Origin of the sequence: Aequorivita nionensis, from assembly GCF_046352995.1 — a bacterium.
GTDB classification, from domain to species: Bacteria; Bacteroidota; Bacteroidia; order Flavobacteriales; family Flavobacteriaceae; genus Aequorivita; species Aequorivita nionensis.
Map to the genome: position 1 here is coordinate 80,605 of NZ_CP130281.1, position 22,428 is coordinate 103,032.

General features: G+C 38.4%; 23 protein-coding genes. 9 read left to right on the plus strand and 14 right to left on the minus strand.

The window, feature by feature from the left end:
- Window positions 1–31 precede the first annotated feature (31 nt).
- The 5 genes from Q2U82_RS00420 to Q2U82_RS00440 form a co-directional block, all read right to left on the minus strand.
- Entirely contained in the window at window positions 32–511 is a 480-nt protein-coding gene (locus Q2U82_RS00420; protein ID WP_410005814.1) for a heme-binding domain-containing protein, read from the minus strand.
- Window positions 512–513: 2 nt separating this feature from the next.
- The gene (locus tag Q2U82_RS00425; RefSeq protein WP_410005815.1) at window positions 514–2,055 is read right to left on the minus strand and encodes a bifunctional metallophosphatase/5'-nucleotidase; all 1,542 of its coding nucleotides are present in this window, start codon (window positions 2,053–2,055) and stop codon (window positions 514–516) included.
- Entirely contained in the window at window positions 2,056–2,919 is an 864-nt protein-coding gene (locus Q2U82_RS00430; protein WP_410005816.1) for a hydroxymethylglutaryl-CoA lyase, read from the minus strand. It lies immediately after the preceding gene.
- 82 nt (window positions 2,920–3,001) lie between these two features.
- Entirely contained in the window at window positions 3,002–3,616 is a 615-nt protein-coding gene (locus Q2U82_RS00435) for a LysE family translocator (protein WP_410005817.1), read from the minus strand.
- Window positions 3,613–4,677: a quinone-dependent dihydroorotate dehydrogenase gene (locus tag Q2U82_RS00440; protein ID WP_410005818.1), complete on the minus strand. Its 1,065-nt coding sequence runs from the start codon at window positions 4,675–4,677 to the stop codon at window positions 3,613–3,615. The genes Q2U82_RS00435 and Q2U82_RS00440 overlap by 4 nt, the downstream gene beginning before the upstream one ends.
- Window positions 4,678–4,762: 85 nt before the next feature.
- Between Q2U82_RS00440 and pepT the strand changes: the two genes are divergently transcribed.
- Entirely contained in the window at window positions 4,763–6,025 is a 1,263-nt protein-coding gene (gene pepT / locus Q2U82_RS00445; protein ID WP_410005819.1) for a peptidase T, read from the plus strand.
- A gap of 109 nt (window positions 6,026–6,134) precedes the next feature.
- On the opposite strand, the gene yajC is transcribed toward pepT, so the two are convergent.
- The 4 genes from yajC to Q2U82_RS00465 form a co-directional block, all read right to left on the minus strand.
- Window positions 6,135–6,428, minus strand: coding sequence for a preprotein translocase subunit YajC (gene yajC / locus Q2U82_RS00450; protein WP_410005820.1), 294 nt, complete (start codon window positions 6,426–6,428; stop codon window positions 6,135–6,137).
- 24 nt (window positions 6,429–6,452) lie between these two features.
- Entirely contained in the window at window positions 6,453–6,938 is a 486-nt protein-coding gene (locus Q2U82_RS00455; protein ID WP_410005821.1) for a DUF1573 domain-containing protein, read from the minus strand.
- A gap of 55 nt (window positions 6,939–6,993) precedes the next feature.
- Window positions 6,994–7,938, minus strand: a complete 945-nt coding sequence (gene nusB, locus Q2U82_RS00460; RefSeq protein ID WP_410005822.1) for a transcription antitermination factor NusB — start codon at window positions 7,936–7,938, stop codon at window positions 6,994–6,996.
- Between the two features lie 88 nt (window positions 7,939–8,026).
- Window positions 8,027–9,124, minus strand: coding sequence for a Leu/Phe/Val dehydrogenase (locus tag Q2U82_RS00465; RefSeq protein ID WP_410005823.1), 1,098 nt, complete (start codon window positions 9,122–9,124; stop codon window positions 8,027–8,029).
- 121 nt (window positions 9,125–9,245) lie between these two features.
- Here Q2U82_RS00465 and Q2U82_RS00470 point away from each other — a divergent pair, with 121 nt between their 5' ends.
- The 4 genes from Q2U82_RS00470 to Q2U82_RS00485 all read left to right on the plus strand — a co-directional run bounded on the left by Q2U82_RS00470 (window position 9,246) and on the right by Q2U82_RS00485 (window position 14,981).
- Window positions 9,246–11,003 (plus strand): ABC transporter ATP-binding protein, encoded by a 1,758-nt coding sequence (locus tag Q2U82_RS00470; RefSeq protein ID WP_410005824.1) that lies wholly within the window; start codon window positions 9,246–9,248, stop codon window positions 11,001–11,003.
- Window positions 11,004–11,071: 68 nt separating this feature from the next.
- A complete protein-coding gene (locus Q2U82_RS00475; protein WP_068762866.1) occupies window positions 11,072–11,467 on the plus strand; it encodes a PUR family DNA/RNA-binding protein in 396 nt (131 codons plus the stop codon).
- A 128-nt stretch (window positions 11,468–11,595) separates the two neighbouring features.
- Entirely contained in the window at window positions 11,596–13,209 is a 1,614-nt protein-coding gene (locus Q2U82_RS00480; RefSeq protein ID WP_410005825.1) for a phytoene desaturase family protein, read from the plus strand.
- A 152-nt stretch (window positions 13,210–13,361) separates the two neighbouring features.
- Window positions 13,362–14,981, plus strand: coding sequence for a SulP family inorganic anion transporter (locus Q2U82_RS00485; protein WP_410005826.1), 1,620 nt, complete (start codon window positions 13,362–13,364; stop codon window positions 14,979–14,981).
- Here the strand turns inward: Q2U82_RS00485 and Q2U82_RS00490 are convergent, their stop codons facing one another.
- The 3 genes from Q2U82_RS00490 to Q2U82_RS00500 are packed head-to-tail and all read right to left on the minus strand — an operon-like array spanning window position 14,982 to window position 16,175.
- Window positions 14,982–15,491 carry a DUF6265 family protein gene (locus Q2U82_RS00490; RefSeq protein WP_410005827.1) on the minus strand — a complete coding sequence of 170 codons (510 nt, stop codon included), beginning with the start codon at window positions 15,489–15,491 and terminating at the stop codon, window positions 14,982–14,984. It abuts the gene before it with no gap.
- 44 nt (window positions 15,492–15,535) lie between these two features.
- Complete coding sequence (locus tag Q2U82_RS00495) at window positions 15,536–15,874, minus strand: tRNA-binding protein (protein WP_410005828.1); 339 nt, start codon at window positions 15,872–15,874, stop codon at window positions 15,536–15,538.
- On the minus strand, window positions 15,864–16,175 hold the full coding sequence (locus Q2U82_RS00500; RefSeq protein WP_410005829.1) for a phosphoribosylpyrophosphate synthetase: 312 nt from the start codon (window positions 16,173–16,175) through the stop codon (window positions 15,864–15,866). The genes Q2U82_RS00495 and Q2U82_RS00500 overlap by 11 nt, the downstream gene beginning before the upstream one ends.
- Before the next feature lie 202 nt (window positions 16,176–16,377).
- Between Q2U82_RS00500 and Q2U82_RS00505 the strand changes: the two genes are divergently transcribed.
- Window positions 16,378–16,932 carry a thioredoxin family protein gene (locus Q2U82_RS00505; protein WP_068762874.1) on the plus strand — a complete coding sequence of 185 codons (555 nt, stop codon included), beginning with the start codon at window positions 16,378–16,380 and terminating at the stop codon, window positions 16,930–16,932.
- Window positions 16,933–17,007: 75 nt separating this feature from the next.
- On the opposite strand, the gene Q2U82_RS00510 is transcribed toward Q2U82_RS00505, so the two are convergent.
- Both Q2U82_RS00510 and Q2U82_RS00515 read right to left on the minus strand, forming a co-directional pair.
- Entirely contained in the window at window positions 17,008–17,541 is a 534-nt protein-coding gene (locus Q2U82_RS00510) for a YfiT family bacillithiol transferase (RefSeq protein ID WP_410005830.1), read from the minus strand.
- A gap of 114 nt (window positions 17,542–17,655) precedes the next feature.
- A complete protein-coding gene (locus Q2U82_RS00515; protein ID WP_410005831.1) occupies window positions 17,656–18,588 on the minus strand; it encodes a peptidylprolyl isomerase in 933 nt (310 codons plus the stop codon).
- Between the two features lie 545 nt (window positions 18,589–19,133).
- Here Q2U82_RS00515 and Q2U82_RS00520 point away from each other — a divergent pair.
- From Q2U82_RS00520 to Q2U82_RS00530, 3 genes are all read left to right on the plus strand, one after another.
- On the plus strand, window positions 19,134–19,889 hold the full coding sequence (locus tag Q2U82_RS00520; protein ID WP_410005832.1) for a hypothetical protein: 756 nt from the start codon (window positions 19,134–19,136) through the stop codon (window positions 19,887–19,889).
- A 255-nt stretch (window positions 19,890–20,144) separates the two neighbouring features.
- The gene (locus Q2U82_RS00525; RefSeq protein ID WP_068762880.1) at window positions 20,145–21,041 is read left to right on the plus strand and encodes an ABC transporter ATP-binding protein; all 897 of its coding nucleotides are present in this window, start codon (window positions 20,145–20,147) and stop codon (window positions 21,039–21,041) included.
- 6 nt (window positions 21,042–21,047) lie between these two features.
- A complete protein-coding gene (locus Q2U82_RS00530) occupies window positions 21,048–21,884 on the plus strand; it encodes an ABC transporter permease (RefSeq protein WP_068762881.1) in 837 nt (278 codons plus the stop codon).
- The last annotated feature ends 544 nt before the right edge of the window (window positions 21,885–22,428 follow it).

Consider the following 22,428-nt stretch of genomic DNA (forward strand, 5'->3'; position numbering starts at 1 on the left):
AGGGCGGTTAAACTTTAAGAAAAGAATATGTTTACTTTGAAGAAACCTCCAGTTGGTGCTTATATTGAAGTCTAACCAAACCAGCCCATTGAAGCAATAATTTTTTATCATCTTCGGAAAGATTGCCATGAATAATGGTATAAGACTGTAAAGGCATTTCTCCTTTTTCAACCATTTCAACAAATTCTTCCATTTTATGCTCTTTCTTTTTAACGGTATAATCATTCCAAGCAGAAACATTAAAATGTTTTTTTCCGTGCTCAATATGATCATCAAGCCATAATGAAAATGGTGCAATTTCTGAATACCAAGGGTATTGGGTCTGGTTGCTGTGACAGTCGTAACAGTTCTCTTTTAAAACAACGGCAACTTTTTCAGAAGGTTTGGTTTCCGATTCAAAAGATGCGACGCTTTTATATCCATCATTATTCTTTTCTGGACGTATAAATTGGATGGCCACTAACGCAATAAGCGCCAAAACAAGAAAGATTTTTATACTTTTTTTAAGCATATTTATTTTTTTAGTGAATTTAAATAAAAAATAATTGCCTTGCGAATATCGGCAGCAGTTTCAGTTTCATTAGGCGTGTAAATTTTCACGATCCCTTTGTTATCAGGTGTTAAAAATGGTATATCCAAACCTTTCAGCAAAAAGTCGCTGAAAGCAACTGTATATGTTTTATTGTCGCTAATTGTTTTATCTCCAGTTTGCCATTCTCCATTTTCATTTTGCGAAAATTTATAGCGTTGCAAGTAAGCTCCTTCACCAGTTTGTTTTTTTCCATATTCCAAAACTTCCTTTAAAAGACTTCCCTTTAAATCTATTTTCAACACACTTCCTCCAAAGGGAAGGACCCTAAAAATATCTATACTTGTTATGTCGCCCACCAACCTATCGTCTATTCTTATTGAACCACCATTCACCAAAGCGCCATCTAGCTTATCTCCATAAGCATAGGCCATTGCGTGCGCAATTAAATCGCCCATATTGGTTTGTTTGCTCCTGTTAGCTGTGTCCGTGCCATCTAAAGGTGATGAAGCATAATAAATTACCTCTTCAGGTTTTTCTACTACTTCTTTTAGCTTCTCGTTCACAAGATCTGTCCATTTGCTTACCACACGTTCCACTTTGGCGGAAGATGCTATTTTATCAGTAACCATCATTAATTCAGAATTGATATGAAGGTATTTTGTTCGAAGGTCATAAATAAGTGTGTGCACATAAATACTTTTTGCATTGGCATCTGCTTTTGCGATAATTGTTCTGCCTTCTTTTTCAAGCATATTATTATGTTCGTGCCCTCCCATAATTAAAGGCAGGCTTCTTAAAAGTTTGGCTATTTCTTTGTCTTCATCTATAGAAACGTGTGTAAGTCCCACTACAAAATCAGACTTTTCAATTGCCAAACCATAGGCTCTTACTGCATTCTCATAAATATTTCCGTAGGAAACATAATCTTTCGGGTTTGAAGGAAGCGTCACTCCAAATACACCAAACTTCATTTTATTACCATCAGCATCAATGGCATTAAATGTTGTAAAATCTGAAGTAGGTACTGTAGAATATTCCCATTTGGTTGTAAAAGGCACAATACCTTTTTCGGTAACGTGCCGAACATTTGCGGTAGTCCAATTAAAGTTTGACTCATTCAACCTTTTTTGCAAATCCTGTTCACTCAAGTCAAACTCGTGGTTTCCGAAAGTAACCAAGTCAATATCCATTGCATTGAGCACAGCTACCATCTGTTTACCATTCACGCGTTCACCATCAACTTTTAGTGTTCCTATTAAAGAAGGGTTTAAAAAATCGCCAGCCAAAAACAAATAGGTATTTGGAAATCTTTCTTTGATTGAATCGCGAATATGGGCCACGCGCGCCAAGCCTCCGTATTCGCCACCATTCAAGGGAGCAATTTCATAGACATCGTTAATTTGAACAAATTTAAGGGTAACGACTCCCGCTCCTTTTATTGGGTCTTCAGGATACACTTGCTGAAGAACTTCACAGCTCGAAAAAAAATAGCCCACAAAAGCTAATAGTAAAAAGTTTCTCATTTAATGGTATTTAGTAAAAATTTTAGTTGCTTCATTATGTGCGCTTTCAAAAGACATAGGGTTTATGTTACTCAAAACTTTTTCAGCAGTAAAATAGCTGAGCATTTTTTCAGTAGGCATATTGCCTGTCAATTCGTCTTTTGCCATTGGACAACCTCCAAAACCTTGAATGGCTCCATCAAATCTTCGGCAGCCAGCTTTATATGCTGCATCGATTTTTTCGTGCCAAGCGGCTGGGGTGGTGTGCAAATGTGCACCAAATTCTATGTGGGGATATTTGGGTATCAAGTTACTAAATAAATATGAAATAATATCTGGGGTGGATGAACCCACAGTATCACTGAGCGAAAGTATCTTTACGCCCATAGCAGAAAGTTTTTCCGTCCACTCGCCTACTATTGCAACATTCCAAGGGTCTCCATACGGATTTCCGAAGCCCATGGAAAGATAGGCAACTACTTCTTTATTGTTTTTATGCGCAAGGTTTAAAATATCTTGAAGCAGCACCAAAGATTCTGCAATGGTTTTGTGTGTGTTCCGCATTTGGAAGTTTTCTGAAATAGAAAAAGGATAACCCAAATAATCAATTTCAGGATGTTTCACTGCATCTTCCGCCCCGCGAAGATTGGCTATTATGGCAAGCAGCTTACTTTTTGTAGCAGAAAGGTCTAATTTTGAAAGTACTTCCGCAGTGTCCTGCATTTGAGGAATTGCCTTTGGTGAAACAAAGCTCCCAAAATCAATAGTATCAAAACCACAGCGCAAAAGCGATTGGATATATTGCACTTTTTGCTCCGTGGGAATCCAGGCTTTGATGCCTTGCATGGCATCTCGTGGACATTCTATAACTTTTACTTGCTGCATTGCTTCAAAGATAGTTTTTGAAATAGGAAATACGAAATTAGAAATGGGAAATGTTTATGATATAAAATAGAAATCTATTTATTTAAGGTAAGAGGATAAAAATTGCAATCCCAACAAAAACCACTATTTGCAACCATTTTAAAACCATAGCCATACTTTTCCATTCCCTAAGCAATCCAGAAATTCGGCCTGCGGCCATTGCAATTGCGCTAAAGGTTAAAAAGGAAACCATCATAAAAGTAATGCCTAAAATATAAAACTGCGCAACCGTATTCCCTTCTTTATCCCAAAGAAAACCTGGAAAAAATGCTAAAAAGAAAATCATCACTTTCGGGTTTACCAAATTCATAATCACACCCGTTTTAAAAAGTTGCGAATAGGATTTTTTTGGTGCGTTTTCAGCCAACGAAATATGCTCGTCACTGTTATAAACTTTATAAGCCAAATACAGCAAATAACACGCTCCCAAAACTTTTATTCCATAAAAAATTTCTTCCGAGGCGGTAATAATTGCAGAAACGCCAAAAGCCAAAAGTGTTGTGTGAACAATACAACCACTTATAAGTCCCGCGGTTGTTGCGATTCCGCTTTTAGTGCCATTCACCAAAGATTGGGTAAGCACATAAATATTATCCGGTCCCGGGGAAATGGCTAAAGCAAGCGTTGCGATTGAAAAAGATAGTAGGGTTTCAATCATTTTCGCTTTAAAATGGCTTTGTTTATTTGCTTAATCAAACTTGGACCTTCATAAATAAAACCTGTGTAAAGCTGCACCAAACTTGCGCCAGCATCCAATTTTTCCAAAGCATCTTCTGCGGAATGGATTCCGCCAACGCCAATTATTGGAAACGCCTTATTGCTTTTTTCAGAAAGAAAGCGAATGACTTCCGTAGCTCTTTTATTTAATGGTTTTCCGCTTAGACCGCCCATTTCCTTTTTGTTTTCGGAAGAAATCCCTTCTCGGGAAATGGTTGTATTTGTTGCGATAACCCCGTCAATTTTTGTTGTTTCAACAATTTCTATTATATCCAAAAGCTGCTCATCTGTTAAATCGGGTGCAATTTTTAGAAGTATCGGTTTGCGTTTTTCTTTTGAATTATTTCTGTCTTGCAGCGTTTGCAACAAATCAGTCAAAGGCTTCTTTTCCTGCAATGCGCGCAGGTTTGGCGTGTTTGGTGAACTTACGTTTACTACAAAATAATCCACATAATCAAAAAGTGATTCAAAGCAGATTATGTAATCGTTTACTGCTTCTTCGTTGGGCGTGACTTTGTTTTTGCCAATATTTCCGCCTATTAAAACGTGTGTTGTCTCCCCGAGCCTTTCGACTTCGCTCAAGACAGGCTTCGTCGTGGGGTTTTTCTTCAATCTTTCAACAGCCTCTTCTACTCCCCCATTATTAAACCCCATTCGGTTTATAATTGCGGAATCTTCCTTTAAACGAAATAAACGCGGTTTGTCGTTTCCGGGTTGGGGTTTCGGGGTAACTGTTCCTATTTCAATAAAACCGAAGCCGAAGTTTGAAAGCTCTTTGTATAGCTTCGCATCCTTATCAAAACCTGCGGCAAGCCCTACGGGATTGGGAAATTTTAACCCAAAAAGTTCACGTTCCAGTTTAGGGTTTTCAACTTTATAAATGCTTCTGAAAATACTTCCAAAGCCAATTTTATGGAAAAACCGAATTAAGGAAAAGGTGAAATAATGTATTTTCTCAGGGTCGAAACTGAAAAATAGTGGGCGAATGATGGTTTTATACATGGTTGAAAAATGTGGTACAAAAATACACTAATCTATGTATTTGTTATTTTGAATATGCTTTATTTTGTAGTGTAAAAGAAAAGCTATGATTGAAAAACAACACATTATTGAACGCTTTAAAAGTTATGTTACTGTGGACACCGAAAGTGACCCAAACAGCGACACCACACCAAGCACCAAAAAACAATGGGATCTCGCCAATAAACTTGTGGAGGAACTAAAACAGATAGGTCTGGAAGACGTTACAATTGACGAAAACGCCTATATAATGGCTACTTTGCCTTCCAATGTTTCGCATCCGGTTCCCGTAATCGGTTTTGTTTCACACTTTGATACTTCGCCAGATTTTACTGGTGCTAACGTGAAACCACAGATTATTGAAAATTACGACGGGAAAGATATTGTTCTTAATAAGGAAAAAGATATTGTGCTTTCTCCAGATTATTTTGAGGATTTATTGCTTTATAAAGGTCAAACGCTAATCACTACCGACGGAACAACGCTTTTGGGTGCTGATGATAAAGCTGGGATTACAGAAATTGTTTCGGCAATGGAATACCTTATAAACCATCCAGAAATTAAGCACGGAAAAATTCGTGTAGGTTTTACCCCCGATGAAGAGATTGGCCGTGGCGCCCATAAATTTGATGTGAAAAAGTTCGGTGCAGATTGGGCATATACCATGGACGGAAGCCAAGTGGGCGAATTGGAGTATGAAAACTTCAACGCAGCTGGAGCGGTGGTTACCGTTAAAGGAAAAATAGTACATCCTGGTTATGCCAAAGGAAAAATGGTGAACAGTATGTACATTGCTACAGACTATATCAACTCTTTACCAAGACTGGAAACCCCAGAACACACCGAAGGTCGCGAAGGCTTTTTTCACCTTCACGGAATTAAGGGGTCTGTTGATGAAACCAAAATCCAATACATTATCCGTGATCACGACAGAAATCATTTTGAGGCGAGAAAACAAATGGTCCAACAATTAGCCGACGAGCTAAATGAGCAATTTGAAATGGAAGTTGTTACTGTTGAAATAAAAGACCAATATTTCAACATGCGCGAAAAGATTGAACCTGTAATGCATATTGTGAAAATTGCAAAACAAGCAATGGAGCAAGCAGGCATTAAACCACTTATAAAACCAATTCGTGGAGGAACCGATGGTTCACAATTAAGTTTTATGGGGCTTCCATGTCCAAATATTTTTGCTGGCGGCCACAACTTTCACGGAAGGTATGAATACGTCCCTGTGGAAAGTATGCAAAAAGCGGTTGAGGTAATTGTGAACATTGCACAAATTACCGCACAGGATCTTTCAAAATTTAAGATGGAAGAGGAATAAATGGGAAAATAAAAAACTCCAATTATCTGTAACAGAAAACCGATAACAAAAAGAAACTCCCTCAACTATATAAAAATAGTGAGGGAGTTTTTATTTAAAAAGGAACAATTTACAATTTCTTTTCTTTAACGGGAGCGTTTATTTTTGCTGTTCTTTCCATAGAAATTGCAGCTCTTTCAAACTTTATTTTTCCGGCACCACATTCTATTACGCAGGTTCCATCATCATTAAGTTCTAATACTCTACCGTGAATTCCGCCAGTGGTGATTACCTTATCCCCTTTTTTAAGTTGGGCGGCAAACTGTTTTTCCTGTTTGGCTTTTTTCATTTGGGGGCGTATCAAGAAAAGATACATCACCAAAAACAATAATATTATCGGTAAAAAACTTTGTATTTGTTCCATAGAAATTTTTAGTATTCCAAATAATTATTTAGAAGTTGGAGTTTTTATTGGAGCTACCGCACCACCTGCCTTAGGGGTTACAAAAGCTTTAATTGTTAAAGTCTCTGTGCCTGCTTTGGTATTGGTTGTAAGTGTAACTGTTTTGCTAACTTGGTTTTGACCACTTCCGTTGAATTTTACCAAAAGTTCACCTGAATCGCCTGGTGCAATTGGTTCTTTGGTATATTCTGGAATAGTACAACCACAGCTACTTTTTGCATTTACAATCATTAAAGGAGCTTCTCCTGTGTTTTTGAACTTAAAAACGTGCTCCACAGCAGTTCCTTGGTCAATGGTACCAAAATCGAACAAACTTTCTTCAAAAGTGATTGCTGGAAATTTACCCGATTCTGCATCACGTGCTTCTGCAGTTGCTACATTTTCCTCATTTACTTTGTCTGCTGCATTATCCTTACAAGAAGAAAAAGCAAAAACAGATAGTATTGCTACTATTAAAACTGATTTTTTCATGATATTTTAAATTTTTTATGTTTTTAGCACGCCAAAAATAGGTATTTTTTTGCTTTTATTGAAGGCCCCGACCAATTTTATTCAATTTGCCTTCCTCTTCAAATTCTTTCACTATTTTATCTAAAATACCGTTTACGAAGATGCTACTCTTTGGGGTTGAATATTCTTTGGATACTTCCAAATATTCGTTGATGGTAGCCCTAACTGGAATTGACGGAAAGTATAAAAATTCAGCTATTCCCATTTTCAGGATAATTAAATCTACATCGGCAATTCTGTCCTGGTCCCAGTTTGGGGTTTTTCCTTCAATTTGCGCGTTTAGCTTGTCTTCATTCAAAATTACTTTTCTGAAAAGCTGCAGTGCATATTCACGATCTTCGTCGTTTTTATAAAGGTTTGGCACCAAAAGCGAGGAGGCATTCTTTTCTGAAAGCTTGCCAAGCATTTTAACGATGGCTGTATTAACTATTGGATAATCATCAACCCAAGTCAATCGCTTATCTTCCAAATAATCATAGAGTTTCTCATTGGGCGCGATCACTTCCTTAAAAACCTTGGCCACAAAATCTTGGTCTTCTTTATAGGTAGTTTCTTTTTTAGATAGATAGGCTTCGTACCAATTCAATTGGCGTAATTCTTTTAAAATGATATTTACGTACTCACCGTCCAGTGACCAATAATCAAGTTTTTTCTTTTCAATTACATCTTTAAAAGTAGTGTTGTTGGCAATAAGCCGTATTAACTTGTTATCAACAAATATTCGGCTCGGGTTTTTTTCTGAAACGGTGGCCAAATGTTTTTTTTGGGATATTAAAAGATAAGTATCAGCTTGTTCCTGAAGTGAAACCAATAATTGCAAAAGCAACAAATAAAGATCCAGCATCTGGTCTATGCTGTGTAGCAAAAATTTTTCCTGTGCATCTATATTTGGGTTATCACTTTGGTTATAAGCGTAAACGGACTGCAAAACTTTTACTCGGATATGTCTTCTTGTAAGCATATATTTTTTTGAAAGAACTGGTTTAAAGAAACAACGCACAAGAATTTTCCTGTGCGTTGCAAAGATAGTGTTTTAAGAAAAAGGAAATCTATTTTTCGTTTTTTCTTGCATCAATTCTAGCTTGTGCTATGTTGAATGCAGCTTGATGCGTGGTAATATTGTCCACATCAGCTTTTTTTAATATCTCTAAAGTAGTATTGTATATATTTTCTGTCTTGCGCATTATTTCCTTACGGTCATAATTTTCAAGTTCTGCATAAACGTTTATAATTCCACCGGCATTTATCAAGAAGTCTGGTGCATATACAATTCCTTTTTCGCGAAGCATTTTTCCATGCTTTTGTTCTTCAGCCAATTGGTTGTTTGCCGCGCCGGCAATTATTTTAGTTCTCAATTGATTGATGGTGAAATCATTCACAGTAGCCCCCAAAGCACAAGGTGCATAGATGTCCATTTCTTCTGCGTAAATGTTATCTCCACCATAAATATTAACACTGTACTTGTCGCGAACCTCCTCCAAACGATCTTGGTTGATGTCGGAAATATATACTTTTGCACCTTCGTTGCTCAAGTTTTCAACCAAAGACTCGCCAACGTTTCCAATTCCCTGAACATAAATCACTTTATCTTCAAGCACATCGCTTCCAAATTTATATTTAGCAGCTGCTTTCATTCCCATAAAAACGCCATAGGCGGTAACTGGAGAAGGATTGCCCGCACCTCCCTTAGATTCAGATATGCCTGTAACGTAAGGCGTCACCGTGCGTACCAAATCCATATCAGAAGTTGCCATTCCAACATCTTCGGCTGTAATATATTTTCCGCCTAAAGAATTTACAAACTCACCAAACTTCAACATTAATTCAGGAGTTTTTTGTGTTTTTGCATCACCAATCAATACCGCTTTTCCGCCGCCAAGATTTAACCCGGTAACCGCGCTTTTATAAGTCATTCCGCGTGAAAGGCGCAGTACGTCGTTCAATGCTTCCCATTCACTGGTGTAGTTCCACATTCTGGTACCTCCCAAAGCTGGTCCCAAAACGGTATTATGAATACCAATTATTGCTTTTAAACCAGTATCTTTGTCATTGCAAAAAACGATTTGTTCGTGATTGTCAAAGGACAGTTGTCCGAAAACAGGGTCCATTTTGTGAAGTTCGTTCGTATTGATTACTTCAGTTACCATAGCTATTTTATTATTTTGTTCATCCTCTAAAAAGGCGGTGCAAAAGTAACTTTTTGTTGTCAATTTCACAAAGCATTAGGTGTTAATTTAAGAATTTTAAAAAATATTCTATCTCTTAAAAATGAAAGAATTAAAATATCTCAATAAATATTTTCTGAAATATAGAGGGCGTCTGCTATTGGGCGTTTTTATAACCATTATTGCTACCGTTTTTAAATTGGTAGTACCAATGAAAATAGGTGATTCCGTGACTGCCGTAAAACAGTACATGAATGGAGAAATTACCGATCTTGCTTTTGTAAAACACGAACTTCTCATCAATATTTTATTGCTTTTGGGAGCAGCATTGCTCTCGGCTTTTTTCACTTTTATGATGCGGCAGACCTTTATTGTAGTTTCGCGTTATGTGGAATATGATCTTAAAAATGAAATTTTTCAACATTACGAAAAACTTTCCCTCGGATTCTACAAACAGAATAGAACCGGCGATTTGATGAACCGTATTAGTGAAGACGTTTCCAAAGTGCGAATGTACGTTGGCCCTGCGCTTATGTACAGCATCACAACGGTCACACTTTTTGTTGTGGTGGTAAGCTATATGTTCTATAAAGCACCAACGTTAACTTTATACGCCATTGCACCATTACCAATTCTTTCTTTGGCCATATATAAGCTGAGTGTGCTCATCAACCATCGAACCACCATTGTACAGCAATATCTTTCAAAACTCACCACTTTTACGCAGGAAAGTTTCAGCGGAATTGCAGTGATAAAAGCCTACGGAATTGAGCCGCGGACCAATGCAAACTTTGAGGAACTCGCCGAAGGAAGCAAAGTTAAAAATATTGATTTGGCGAAAGTACAAGCCTTGTTTTTTCCGTTGATGATGCTTCTTATTGGCGTTAGCAACATTCTTGTTATTTACATCGGAGGCACACGCTACATAAATGGTGAAATAGCCGAGTTTGGAACTATTGTTGAATTTTTGATTTATGTGAATATGCTCACCTGGCCAGTTGCTGTTGTGGGCTGGGTAACTTCAATGGTGCAACAAGCGGAAGCTTCACAAAAACGGATCAACGAATTTTTGGAAACTGAACCCACCATTCAAAACTTGGTAGAAGAAAATACGCCGGTAAGTGGAAATATTGAATTCAACAAGCTCACATTTACCTATCCTGATACAGGCATTACGGCGCTGAAAGATGTTTCTTTTATTGTAAAGCCCGGCGAAACATTGGCGATTGTCGGCAATACAGGTTCGGGAAAATCCACTATTCTGGAATTGATAGGAAGGCTGTATGATGTTGATGAAGGAATGCTAAAAATTGACAGCTCACCAATTAAAAAAGTAAACCTTACCGATTTGCGGGATAGTATTGGCTATGTGCCGCAAGATGCTTTTTTGTTTAGTGACTCGCTTAGAAATAACATTCGCTTTGGAAAGGAAAACGCTACCGAAGAAGAAGTAATTGAAGCCGCCAAAAACGCAGCCGTTCACCAAAATATTATTGGTTTCACTAAAGGGTACGATACTATTTTGGGGGAACGTGGAATCACTTTGAGCGGCGGCCAGAAACAGCGCGTTTCTATTGCCCGTGCAATTATTAAAGATCCTCAAATTTTATTGTTTGACGATTGTCTTTCAGCCGTGGATACAGAAACCGAAGAGGAAATACTTCAAAACCTGCATAAAATTTCGGAAAACAAAACCACGATTATTGTTAGCCACCGCATTTCTTCAGCTAAAAATGCCAACAAAATCATTGTTTTGGAAGAAGGAAAAATAATCCAACAAGGAACACACAACGAGCTGGTAAATTCTGATGGCTACTATAAGGAATTATACGCAAAACAGCTTTTGGAAAAAGAAATGTAAATTTTACTTTGGCTGATTTGGTTTTTTTTTGGATTTTTGGCTAAACATAAGCAAAAAACCAAAAAATTATGAGCGACCAATATACGATGGAGCAAGAGGAAATTTTTTCAAAAGTAATGCGCGCCGGAAGACGTACTTATTTTTTTGATGTAAGGTCCACAAAAGCAGGAGATTTTTACCTTACTATTACTGAAAGTAAAAAGTTTACAAACGATGATGGTTCCTATCATTATAAAAAACACAAAATCTATCTTTACAAAGAAGATTTCAGTGAGTTTAAGGATACCTTGGATGAAATGATAAACTACGTAATAGATGAAAAAGGCGAAGAAGTAATAAGCGAACGCCACCAAAAAGATTACAAAAAAGAAACTGATGACGTTTCCACAACTGCTGAAAAGATTTCAGAAAATGGGCAGCCAGACACCAGCAGCTTTACTGATATTGAATTTGACGATATTTAAATTTCATAAGTTATAAAACAAAACCGGCACGGTAAAAATCGCTGCCGGTTTTTTTATTTTCTGAATTAACGGAAGCTGAAATACTTTACTTATTTTTCAGAACCGAAAAAATCTACTGAAAACATTTTATGGTTAACAAATACTACCAACCCTATAAACCCAATCTGGATTTTTCAGGATTGGACCATATTGTTGTTGGCAGCGGAATAGGCGGACTTACCGTCGCCACTTGGCTCGCAAAGAGTGGGAAAAAAGTTGCAATCTTTGAACGTCATTATGTTCCCGGTGGCTTTACGCATAGCTTTAAAAGAAAAGATGGTTTTCAGTGGGATGTTGGGGTTCACTATGTTGGCAATATGGCTGCAGATTCTTCATTACGTGGCTTTTTCGACTTTTTGACTGATGGAAAACTGGAGTGGGAACCTATGGGTGAAGTATATGATGTAGCAAATATTGAAGGTGAGGAATATATTTTTAAAGCAGGAAAGGAAAACTTCCGAAAACAACTCATCACTTATTTTCCCAAGGAAGAAAAAGCGCTTGATGCCTATTTGAAACTCATTGCCAAAACTAACAAACGCGCAAGTATTTTCTTTTTTGAAAAGATTTTTGAACCTTGGTTCAGCAAGTCAGTTGGTTGGATTTTTAGAAAACGATATTCCAAGTTTTCACAAAAAACCACTTGGGAGGTTTTAAGTGAACTCACAAAAAACCAACGGTTGATTGCCGTGCTATGTGCACAATGCGGCAATTATGGCCTTTCCCCAAAAAATAGCAGTTTTGGGGCACACGCAATGGTTATCGGGCATTTTTTGGAAGGCGGCTACTACCCTATTGGCGGTGCAGACCAGATCTGCGAAAAAACCCTTGCGGTATTTACGGCACACGGCGGTAAAATTTTTATTAATGCAGATGTTACCGAAATCGTTACCAAAAACAATCGTGTTCAAGGAATTAACCTTGGCGAAAAATTCATTCCGTGCAAAAGTGTGATAAGCAACATTGGAGTGAACAATACCTTTAATTATCTGCTTTCGGAAGAAGACCGAAAAGTTTGCAATTTCAGCTTAAAAAATGTGCAACCCGCAAGCGCACATATCTGCTTATATCTTGGATTGAATAAATCCAGTGATGCTTTAAACCTGCCAAAGCACAATCTGTGGTACTATAAACACGATGATATTGATGAGATTTTTGATGAAGCAACTTTGGAAAATGCTCCCGAAAATTTTGCTTATATCTCTTTCCCTTCCGCAAAAGACCCCGATTGGGAAATTAAAAACCCAGGCACGGCAACAATACAAGCCATTTCCGTTGGAAATATGGATTGGTTTGAAGAATTTAAAGATTCCAATTGGATGAAACGCGGCGAGGAATATTTAAAACTCAAAAAGCATTTTGAAGCAGAAATGCTAAAAATTCTGTACAAATTTTTTCCACAGGTTGAAGGAACCATTGTGGCTTCCGAGGTTTCAACCCCGCTCTCTACAGAAAATTTCACAAATTATAAAAACGGCGAAATCTACGGTTTGGCACATTCCGCGGAACGATTCACGCTTCCTTTTTTACGCCCGAAAACAAAAATAAAAGGGCTTTTTTTAACTGGGCAGGATATAACATTGGTAGGTGTGGCAGGCGCCATGCTTTCAGGTTTACTTTGTGCAACGGCCATTTTGAAATTCAATTCATGGAAAATTTTTAAGGAAGTGAAGAGATCAAAAAATTCAGGATTTGGGATTTGAGATTTGGGATTTGGGATTTGGGATTTGGAATTTGGAATTTGGAATTTGAAATTTTAAACATTTCCATTTTAGCCTTAAGTCTTGTATCTTTCAGCGAAGCGGTCTTTGGTCTATTTTCAAAACCTTATATTTGCCGCCTTTAAAAAATAAAAATGCTAGCAAAATACCTATTATCCTTTACTCAAAACCCAAAAAACGATATTCTTTCAGGACTTACCGTAGCCTTGGCTTTGGTTCCTGAAGCCGTTGCCTTCGCTTTTGTTGCAGGCATTGACCCTTTGGTTGGTTTGTACGGAGCCTTTATAATGGGGGTTGTTACCGCCCTTTTCGGTGGCCGTCCTGGAATGATTTCTGGTGCAACGGGCGCAATGGCCGTGGTGATGGTACATTTAATTCAAAAAGGGAATGAGGTTGGATTGACTTTGGTTGATCCAGTTCAAAATCTCGGGCTGCAATGGCTTTTTATTACACTTTTATTTGTGGGTGCTATTCAGATTCTTGCAGGGGTTTTCAAATTGGGAAAATTTGTTAGACTTATTCCACACCCAGTAATGATGGGATTTGTGAACGGTTTGGCAATCGTGATTTTTCTTTCGCAATTAGGTCTTTTTAAAGAAAGTCGCGGCACGGTTCCGCAATGGTTAACTGGCCCAGATTTATGGGTTATGTTGGCATTGGTCGGTTTGACGATGGGCATAATGTTCGGCTTGCCAAAGCTTACCAAAAAACTTCCCGCAGCATTGATAGCAATTATTGTTGTGGCTTGCATAACAATTTTCGGAGGTATTGATGTGAGCACCGTTGGCTCCTTTATTCGTGACGGTGGCGGAAGTGGATTAAAAGGTTCGCTTCCACATTTTCAAACACAGATTTTCGGCTTTTTAGAAACAAATAACGGCCATTGGGACTTAATACTTTCCACAGCATTTTTACTGGCTGCCGTTGGTTTAATTGAATCTTTAATGACCTTAAACTTAATAGACGAAATGACCGAAACCCGTGGAAGCGGAAATCGTGAATGTGTTGCCCAAGGTGGTGCAAATATTTTGAATGGGTTTTTCGGCGGAATGGGCGGTTGTGGAATGATCGGGCAATCCATTATCAACGTAAGTTCGGGCGGACGCGGCAGACTTTCGGGAGCTACGGCAGCAATTGCGCTTTTATGTTTTGTGCTTTTCGGCGCTCCCTTGATTGAACAAATCCCCATCGCAGCTTTGGTGGGTGTTATGTTTATGGTGGTTATAGGCACTTTTGCGTGGAGCAGCTTTAGGATTCTCAATAAAATTCCAGTGGCAGATGCAATCGTTTTGATTACAGTTTCCGCAGTTACTGTTTGGCAGGATTTGGCCATTGCGGTTTTTGTGGGTGTAATTATGAGTGCCCTTGTTTTTGCGTGGAAAAGTGCCACTATGATTCGCGCCCGAAAACGAATTAAGGAAGACGGTACGAAAGTTTATGAAATTTGGGGGCCGTTATTTTTTGGCTCCACTTCAGCATTCAATACAAAATTTGATGTTTCAACCGACCCAGATTCCATTGAAATTGATTTTATAGAATCTAAAATTTCAGACCATTCGGGTGTGGAAGCGGTTCGGAATATAGCCAACAAATACATAGATGGTGGTAAAAAAGTAAAACTCACGCACCTCAGCCCAGACTGTAAAGCACTTCTTTTAAAGTGGAATCCTGAGTTTGAAACTATTATTGAAGATTCTGTTGAAGATCCGCGTTATTATGTAGTTACTGATACTTTGGATGCGGATGTTTCTTAATTAGTTCTTACGGGAAAAAGAGAAATCAACTTTTTTGGCTTCACCATTTAGCGTTCCTTCAATCCAAGCGTGGAGTGAATCTTTTGCTGGTTTTGTATAGATAATTCGCTGTGGAAAATCGTGGTTTTTATTTTCAAAAGTAAACTGTCCATTTTCCGAAGAAATCAGTTTAAAAGTAACTGGTTTTTCTTGCTCAGGTTTGGCAGTTGCAACCGTCAATAACAAACTATCTGCCTTTTGTTCCAAAGCCATAGTTTCAGCAAAAACAGTTTCTTTTCCAACTTGCGTAAAACTGAACGCAGTAAAACTGCTTGGGCTTTCTTGCGACCAAGTTTCTTGTGAAAACTCTTCCCCATTTTGATTTATCCAAGTTCCCAAAAGCCACTGCAATTCATCTATTTTTTCAGAACTTTTGGCAACAATTTCTGTTTCGGATTTTTCTACTTCGGAGTTGTTTTTACAGGAATTCAGAAGTAACGGAAACAATATAAAAAGAAAATACTTTTTCATAGGTTTAGGTTTTGTTCGGTGAAGGTATTGAAAAAAGCTTTTAGCTATAGAATTCTTAATCCATTCTCAACTTCTTTTCCTGGCTGTAAAAGCGTTACATTTTTCCCTTCAACGGCACCCAAAACCAAACATTCGCTCATAAAATTGGCAATCTGTTTCTTCGGGAAATTCACCACGGCAATTACTTGCTTCCCTATTAATTCCTCTTTTGAATACAGGGAAGTAATCTGTGCCGAAGTTTTCCGTTGCCCAAGTTCGCTTCCAAAATCTACTAAAAGTTGATACGAAGGATTTCGAGCTTCGGGAAAATCGTTGGCTTCGAGAATGGTTCCCACGCGCATTTCAACCTTTTCAAAATCGGCCCAAGAAAGATTATTCGTCATGATGAATGGTAAGTTTTTTAATCATTTCAGGGGAAATCTCGCCTTGGTCTGCGCCGTACACATCAACAAGCAAACCTTTCTGCCCGTCGTGGGTTTCTATTAAATAAAGAATGGTATTGTCGCCCGGATCGGTCATTCCTTCAAAACGATAGAATTTTACCACGTCCAATTCGCCGGCTTTCCATTGCTTTTTAAGGTTTTTGGATTCTATGCCTTCGCCCACTAGATTAAAATCTTCGGTAAAGCCGTGCTTTTGCAAATCTTCAATAGCCACGGATAGTGATGAATATGAGTTTTTCATAATTGTTGGTTTTAAATTTTAAAGTTAATAGAGATATTTTGCAACGGCAAAGTTTTATAAATTCTTTAGTAGAAAAGTTTAAAAGTTGAGGAGTTTAAGAGTTTAGAAGCGAATAACCCATTAACTTAATAACTCAATAACTTAGTGATTCAAAAATCGTAACTTTAAACCATAGTTTACAACCAATATAGAAAAGAAGAAAATGGCAAGAACAGAATCTAAAATGCTTCCCTTGGGAACCAAAGCGCCAGATTTTACATTGATCAACGCTATAACGGCAAAACCTGTTTCATTAAAAGACGTTCGTGGCGAAAAAGGTACTGTGGTTATGTTTATCTGCAATCACTGCCCTTTTGTGAAACATGTAAACGAAGAAATTGTGCGCCTCTGCAATGATTATCGGGTTACAGGTTTTGGGTTTGTGGCCATAAGTAGTAACGACGTTATCAATTACCCAGACGATTCGCCTGCGGAAATGTGGCGGACAGCCCAAAAGCACAGTTACCCATTTCCCTATTTATACGATGAAACCCAAGAAGTAGCAAAGGCTTACGATGCTGCCTGCACACCAGATTTCTATCTTTTTGACGATGCATTGAAACTGGTTTACAGAGGTCAATTAGACAACTCCCGTCCCGGAAATGGAATTCCCGTAAATGGTCGCGACCTTCGCGAAGCATTGGACAATATCCTTAATAACAATCCGCAGCGGAAGGATCAAAAACCGAGTATTGGGTGTAATATTAAGTGGAAATAGCCCCCTAACCCCCGAAGGGGGAATTTCATACGCTTCGCTAATAAGCTCCTCCCCTTTGGGGAGGCTGGGAGGGGCTTACCACCCTTCCCTTTTCAGCAGGTTTTCTATATGTGCGTAATGATGGTTGCTGTGCCAAGCGTAGCTGCCAACGGTTTCTGCAAGCGTATAATTGCGATTGCGAGCTGGGTGGTGAAATTCTTTTAGCAATTGCTCCTGTGACAATCCCTTTATTAAATAAACCCACTTAGCGTGCAAAGCGCTTATTGCGGCCAAAGACAAGTCAATTGGCGCATTTTTGGCATCAGCCGTTTCAGCCCAAGCCTTTTCATCATAGACTTTTATGGTTGGCAATGCTTCAGTCAAAGCCCATTTAAAACGGTTGTAGGCATTGTGATGACTGTCATAAACGTGATGGATTGTTTGGCGAACCGTCCAACCTTCAGGCCTATAAGGAGTATTTAACTGATCATTGGAAAGCTTGCTCACTAAATTTTCAAATCGGCTTGGAAAATGTTCCAAAATAGAAATCCAAGCTTCCAGTTTTTCAGCAGTGATGTTTGAAGGGCAATCGAACTTACCGATTGGGTATTTAAGTTTTTCAATTTCCATTAGTGAATTGGTGAATTAGTGAATATGTGAGTCTGTGAATTAGTGAATTCGGGATTATTGATTTGAATTAACAAAGCCCTAATCCCTCATCGCTAATTCCTTATGCCTAATCCCTTATTTAACATCCATCAATTCCACATCAAAAATCAAGGATGCGTTTGGAGGAATAACCCCGCCAGCTCCGCGCTCACCATAACCTAAATGTGAAGGGATTACAAAACGGGCCTTATCGCCTACTTGTAATAATTGGATGCCTTCATCCCAACCAGAGATTACCTGCCCAACGCCCAATTGAAAGTCGATTGGCTGTTTTCTTTTGTATGATGAATCAAACTCGGTTCCATCAGTCAGTGCGCCTTTGTAATGCACGGAAACGGTTTTTCCCTTTTCGGCTTTTTTACCGCTTCCTTTTTGGATTATTTTGTAAAGAAGTCCGCTATCGGTTCTGTCAAAACCTTCCGAAACTTTCTTTAGTTCAGCTTCCTCTTTTGCTTTTTTTGCGGCAATGCGCTGTTCCCTTTCACCTGTAAAACTTCTAAAAGCCTCAACAGCGTTCCATTTTTTAGCTTCCTCGCCTACGCGGATTATTTCAACTTTCTGCATCGTATCGCCTTGTGCAACGCTATCAACAACATCCTGTCCTTCCACTACATTTCCAAAAACGGTGTGCTTGTTGTCCAACCAAGGGGTTGCAACGTGGGTGATAAAAAACTGGCTACCATTACTCGCTGGGCCTGAGTTTGCCATTGAAAGAACGCCCGGCGTGTCGTGGCGAAGGTCTTGATGGAACTCATCCTCAAAATCGTAACCCGGTCCGCCAGAGCCTGTTCCCTTTGGATCGCCGCCCTGAATCATAAAATCTGGGATTACACGGTGAAATTTTAAACCGTCATAATAGGGTGTTCCCTGTGGTTTTGCTGAATTCTCTAAATTACCTTCAGCCAAAGCCACAAAGTTTCCAACCGTTCCCGGGGTTTTATCGTGCGTAAGTTTTATAAGAATTTCTCCTTTTTCTGTCGTTATTTTTGCGTAAATACCGTCTTGCATTTTTTGTTTTTTTAAATTGAAACGCAAAGGTAAGGAAATAGGAAGAAAGAATTACTAGCGACTAGCGATGAGGAATGAGCGATTAGGGTTCTACATACATGCGTTAGGGTTGTGGGACGTATCCGTTAGGGTTCTACACACATCCGTTAGGGTTCTACATACATCCGTTAGGGTGTGAGACGTATCCGTTAGGGTTCTATATACATCCGTTAGGGTTGTGGGACGTATCCGTTAGGGTTCTATATACATACGTTAGGGTTGTGGGACGTATCCGTTAGGGTTCTGAACCCTAACACATGGTTTCAAGACCCAAACGCATGGTTACAAGACCCAAACGGGAGGGATTGAATGGTATCTAGCGGGGTTTAGGAATTATATGGAAGGTTGCTGAACGTATATAGAAGGGTTTGGAAAGGGTAAATTTGTATATTTGGGAAATACACCACATAAAAATATCAAAACTTGTGTATAGCCAACTATATTAGCGTGATAAACCCAATAGAGTTGGGGATATAAACAAGTTACAAAAAATAGTTCCATAAAAAATGTACGCAAAAGAAACAAAACTGAATTCTGAAAAAAAACACATTTCTACAGAAATAATTGAATTCGACAATGACGGAAATGAAATTAACAAAAAGTTAATTTTTGAATACGACGAATTTCCAGATTTACCTTTTGGATTTGATGAAAATAATTATCCAAACGGGTTTTCAGACGAAGTTTCATTTGATGATTCAGAATTGATTAATGGAGAGTATGTTGTTGAAAGAACTGGAATGAGCGATGAAACTGGAAATCCATACCAAAGATATTTTGAGACAACTAATAAAACTTATTTCAACGATAAAAAGCAAAAAATACGAGTTGAGGAATACGGGAAATATGAAAACTTTGTTCAAACATTTGAGTATGATAAAGATGGTTTTTTAATTAAAGAAAATATTGACAATCTGACCAATTTATTTAATTACACCAAACGAATTAATGTCTATGGAAAAGTTTTTAACGATAAATTACAAAGACCAATTAAATTATTGAAATACTCAAAGTTTGACGATAATTTGGAGATATTTTATAGTTATACAAGATTTGGAGATATTGCAAATATTTCAAGAGTAGAAAATGGAAATAACATTTCGGAGGAACAATTTATTTATGTCTATGACTCAAATGGTAATTGGATTTCTAAACGGTATTACGAAAATGGAGAATTAAACTCAATTTACGAAAGAGAATACGGAGATTTTTCAGAACATTTTAATGAAGCAGAAGATTTAGATGATTTACCATTTGGATAAAATATTTGACAAAACATACGAGTCACTACATTTTGTAACAAAGAACTGAGGTAAAAAACAACTTAAGAAGTATATTAAGACCAAATATTATCCATCTTAAATAATTTCCACATCCCTCGTCGCTCTTCGCTTTTCGCTCTTCGCTTTTCGCTTTTCACTCTTCGCTTTTCGCTTTTCGCTTTTCGCTTTTCGCTAAAATGTAACAAAACGCTAACCCATTCGTCAAACAATCAACAACCATCCAAAAACAATTCCGTGGAAAATATTCTCACCATAAATAATCTAACCAAGAAATTTGGCGCGCTAACTGCCGTGGATAATCTTTCCTTTTCAATTGAAAAAGGCAATGTTTACGGTATCCTCGGCCCAAACGGCAGTGGTAAAAGTACCACACTGGGCATTGTGCTTAATGTGGTAAACAAAACCGCTGGCGACTTTAAATGGTTTGACGGCAACATCGATACGCACAACGCTTTAAAAAAAGTGGGCGCCATCATTGAGCGCCCCAACTTTTACCCCTATATGACCGCCGTGCAAAACCTGCAATTGGTGTGTAAAATAAAGGAAGTTTCGGAAGAAAAGATTTCTGAAAAGCTGGAGCTTGTAGGGCTTTTAGATAGAAAGGACAGTAAGTTCAGCACCTTTTCCTTGGGAATGAAACAACGTTTGGCAATTGCTTCAGCTTTATTGAATGATCCTGAAATATTGATTCTCGATGAGCCTACCAACGGTTTGGACCCGCAGGGAATCCACCAAATTCGGGAAATCATTAAAGTAATCGCCTCCCAGGGAACTACTATTTTGTTGGCTTCGCATTTATTGGACGAGGTTGAAAAAGTCTGTACGCACGTAGTAATTCTTCGGAAAGGCGTAAGTCTTTATTCCGGCAGCGTGGACGGAATGAACGCCAGCCACGGTTTTCTTACTATGCAGAGCAACAATATGGAAAAGTTGCAAAATGCTTTGGAAGGAAATCCCGCTTTTGGCACCGTAAAGCGCGAGGGCGATTATTTAATTGCATACCTCAACAACCCGATGGACGCTTCGGAAGTGAACAAACTGCTTTTTGAAAAGGGCATCACCCTTAGCCACCTTGTGAAACGCAAGGAAAGTCTTGAAGAACAATTTCTTGAACTTACCAAACAAAACTAACCACCGATGCTACGATTATTAAATATAGAACTTCAGAAACTGCGCTATAACCGTGCGGCAAAGGTTATTTCCATAATTTATTTTGTGCTTATTACCTTCATTGCATTGATTTCTTCCATCGAGTTCAACTTTGGGGATTTCCATTTTCGGGTTGCCGATCAGGGAATTTTCAACTTTCCGTATATCTGGCATTTCAACACTTATGTGGCGGCCATCTTGAAATTGTTTTTAGCCATCGTAATTGTTTCTATGATGAGCAACGAGTACAGTTATAGAACCTTAAAACAAAACTTGATTGACGGCCTCAGCAAAAAGGAATTTGTACTTTCAAAGTTTTTGACCGTTCTATTGTTCTCGGTCATTTCCACGGTTTTTATTTTTTTGGTTTCTTTGATTCTCGGGCTGGCTTTTTCAGATTATAATGAAATAGGCATCATTTTTAGCGATATGGAATACATTGGAGCTTATTTCATAAAACTTGTCGCCTTCTTCTCTTTCTGTCTTTTTCTTGGGGTTTTGGTGAAACGTTCTGCCTTTGCATTAGGTTTTTTGATTATATGGCAAATTGTGGAATGGTTGGGCTATGGCTTGATGAAATGGCAATTTTTCAAAGACACGGAAATTGCTGATAATGTTGCGCAATTCTTCCCTTTGAATGCAATGGCAAACCTTATAAAAGAACCACTTAGCCGTTTGGGCGCAATCCAGTCTGCTGCAAATCAATTGGGGGAAAATTTCACAAAAGATTATCAGGTTACGTGGCTGAATGTTATGATAGTTCTTGTCTGGACTTCCCTTTTTATCTACTGGTCCTATGCCATTCTAAAGAAAAGAGACTTGTAAAAAAGGAATCGTCCCGTTGATTTTTTGCCTATATTTAGCAAGCAATCAACCCTTATTTTTTTGAAGCGTTTCCTTTTTATACTTTGCTTTTTAATTTCCACAGTTGTCTTTCCGCAAGACATTGAGCTGTTTAAACAGTTTAATGGGCATTACGATTACACTGCTTTCGGAAATACCTTAAACATAGAGGAAAACGGCCAGGGCGGACAATGTTTTATTCTCACCAGCAGCAGTGCCGATTTTCAATTGCAGCCCAACCAAGAAGTAGTTGCTGCTTATTTGTATTGGGCCGGTTCTGGCCCGGGAGATTTCAATGTTACTTTTAACCAAATTCCAATCACCGCGGAACGCACTTTCAACGTTACCTATAATAGTGGCGGACAGGACTATATCTATTTTTCAGCCTTTGCGGATGTTACCCAACAAATTCAAACCACGGGCAATGGCAATTACACACTGTCCGATTTAGATCTTACCCTTATAATTCCCGCATATTGCAGTCCGCCGGGCTCGGGCACCAACTTTGGAGGTTGGGCGGTATCGG

Bases quoted from the DNA above. Each gene is read 5' to 3' on its own strand.
- Q2U82_RS00420 (WP_410005814.1), bottom strand. From the start codon at position 511: ATGCTTAAAAAAAGTATAAAAATCTTTCTTGTTTTGGCGCTTATTGCG.
- Q2U82_RS00425 (WP_410005815.1), bottom strand. From the start codon at position 2,055: ATGAGAAACTTTTTACTATTAGCTTTTGTGGGCTATTTTTTTTCGAGC.
- Q2U82_RS00430 (WP_410005816.1), bottom strand. From the start codon at position 2,919: ATGCAGCAAGTAAAAGTTATAGAATGTCCACGAGATGCCATGCAAGGC.
- Q2U82_RS00435 (WP_410005817.1), bottom strand. From the start codon at position 3,616: ATGATTGAAACCCTACTATCTTTTTCAATCGCAACGCTTGCTTTAGCC.
- Q2U82_RS00440 (WP_410005818.1), bottom strand. From the start codon at position 4,677: ATGTATAAAACCATCATTCGCCCACTATTTTTCAGTTTCGACCCTGAG.
- pepT (WP_410005819.1), top strand. From the start codon at position 4,763: ATGATTGAAAAACAACACATTATTGAACGCTTTAAAAGTTATGTTACT.
- yajC (WP_410005820.1), bottom strand. From the start codon at position 6,428: ATGGAACAAATACAAAGTTTTTTACCGATAATATTATTGTTTTTGGTG.
- Q2U82_RS00455 (WP_410005821.1), bottom strand. From the start codon at position 6,938: ATGAAAAAATCAGTTTTAATAGTAGCAATACTATCTGTTTTTGCTTTT.
- nusB (WP_410005822.1), bottom strand. From the start codon at position 7,938: ATGCTTACAAGAAGACATATCCGAGTAAAAGTTTTGCAGTCCGTTTAC.
- Q2U82_RS00465 (WP_410005823.1), bottom strand. From the start codon at position 9,124: ATGGTAACTGAAGTAATCAATACGAACGAACTTCACAAAATGGACCCT.
- Q2U82_RS00470 (WP_410005824.1), top strand. From the start codon at position 9,246: ATGAAAGAATTAAAATATCTCAATAAATATTTTCTGAAATATAGAGGG.
- Q2U82_RS00475 (WP_068762866.1), top strand. From the start codon at position 11,072: ATGAGCGACCAATATACGATGGAGCAAGAGGAAATTTTTTCAAAAGTA.
- Q2U82_RS00480 (WP_410005825.1), top strand. From the start codon at position 11,596: ATGGTTAACAAATACTACCAACCCTATAAACCCAATCTGGATTTTTCA.
- Q2U82_RS00485 (WP_410005826.1), top strand. From the start codon at position 13,362: ATGCTAGCAAAATACCTATTATCCTTTACTCAAAACCCAAAAAACGAT.
- Q2U82_RS00490 (WP_410005827.1), bottom strand. From the start codon at position 15,491: ATGAAAAAGTATTTTCTTTTTATATTGTTTCCGTTACTTCTGAATTCC.
- Q2U82_RS00495 (WP_410005828.1), bottom strand. From the start codon at position 15,874: ATGACGAATAATCTTTCTTGGGCCGATTTTGAAAAGGTTGAAATGCGC.
- Q2U82_RS00500 (WP_410005829.1), bottom strand. From the start codon at position 16,175: ATGAAAAACTCATATTCATCACTATCCGTGGCTATTGAAGATTTGCAA.
- Q2U82_RS00505 (WP_068762874.1), top strand. From the start codon at position 16,378: ATGGCAAGAACAGAATCTAAAATGCTTCCCTTGGGAACCAAAGCGCCA.
- Q2U82_RS00510 (WP_410005830.1), bottom strand. From the start codon at position 17,541: ATGGAAATTGAAAAACTTAAATACCCAATCGGTAAGTTCGATTGCCCT.
- Q2U82_RS00515 (WP_410005831.1), bottom strand. From the start codon at position 18,588: ATGCAAGACGGTATTTACGCAAAAATAACGACAGAAAAAGGAGAAATT.
- Q2U82_RS00520 (WP_410005832.1), top strand. From the start codon at position 19,134: ATGTACGCAAAAGAAACAAAACTGAATTCTGAAAAAAAACACATTTCT.
- Q2U82_RS00530 (WP_068762881.1), top strand. From the start codon at position 21,048: ATGCTACGATTATTAAATATAGAACTTCAGAAACTGCGCTATAACCGT.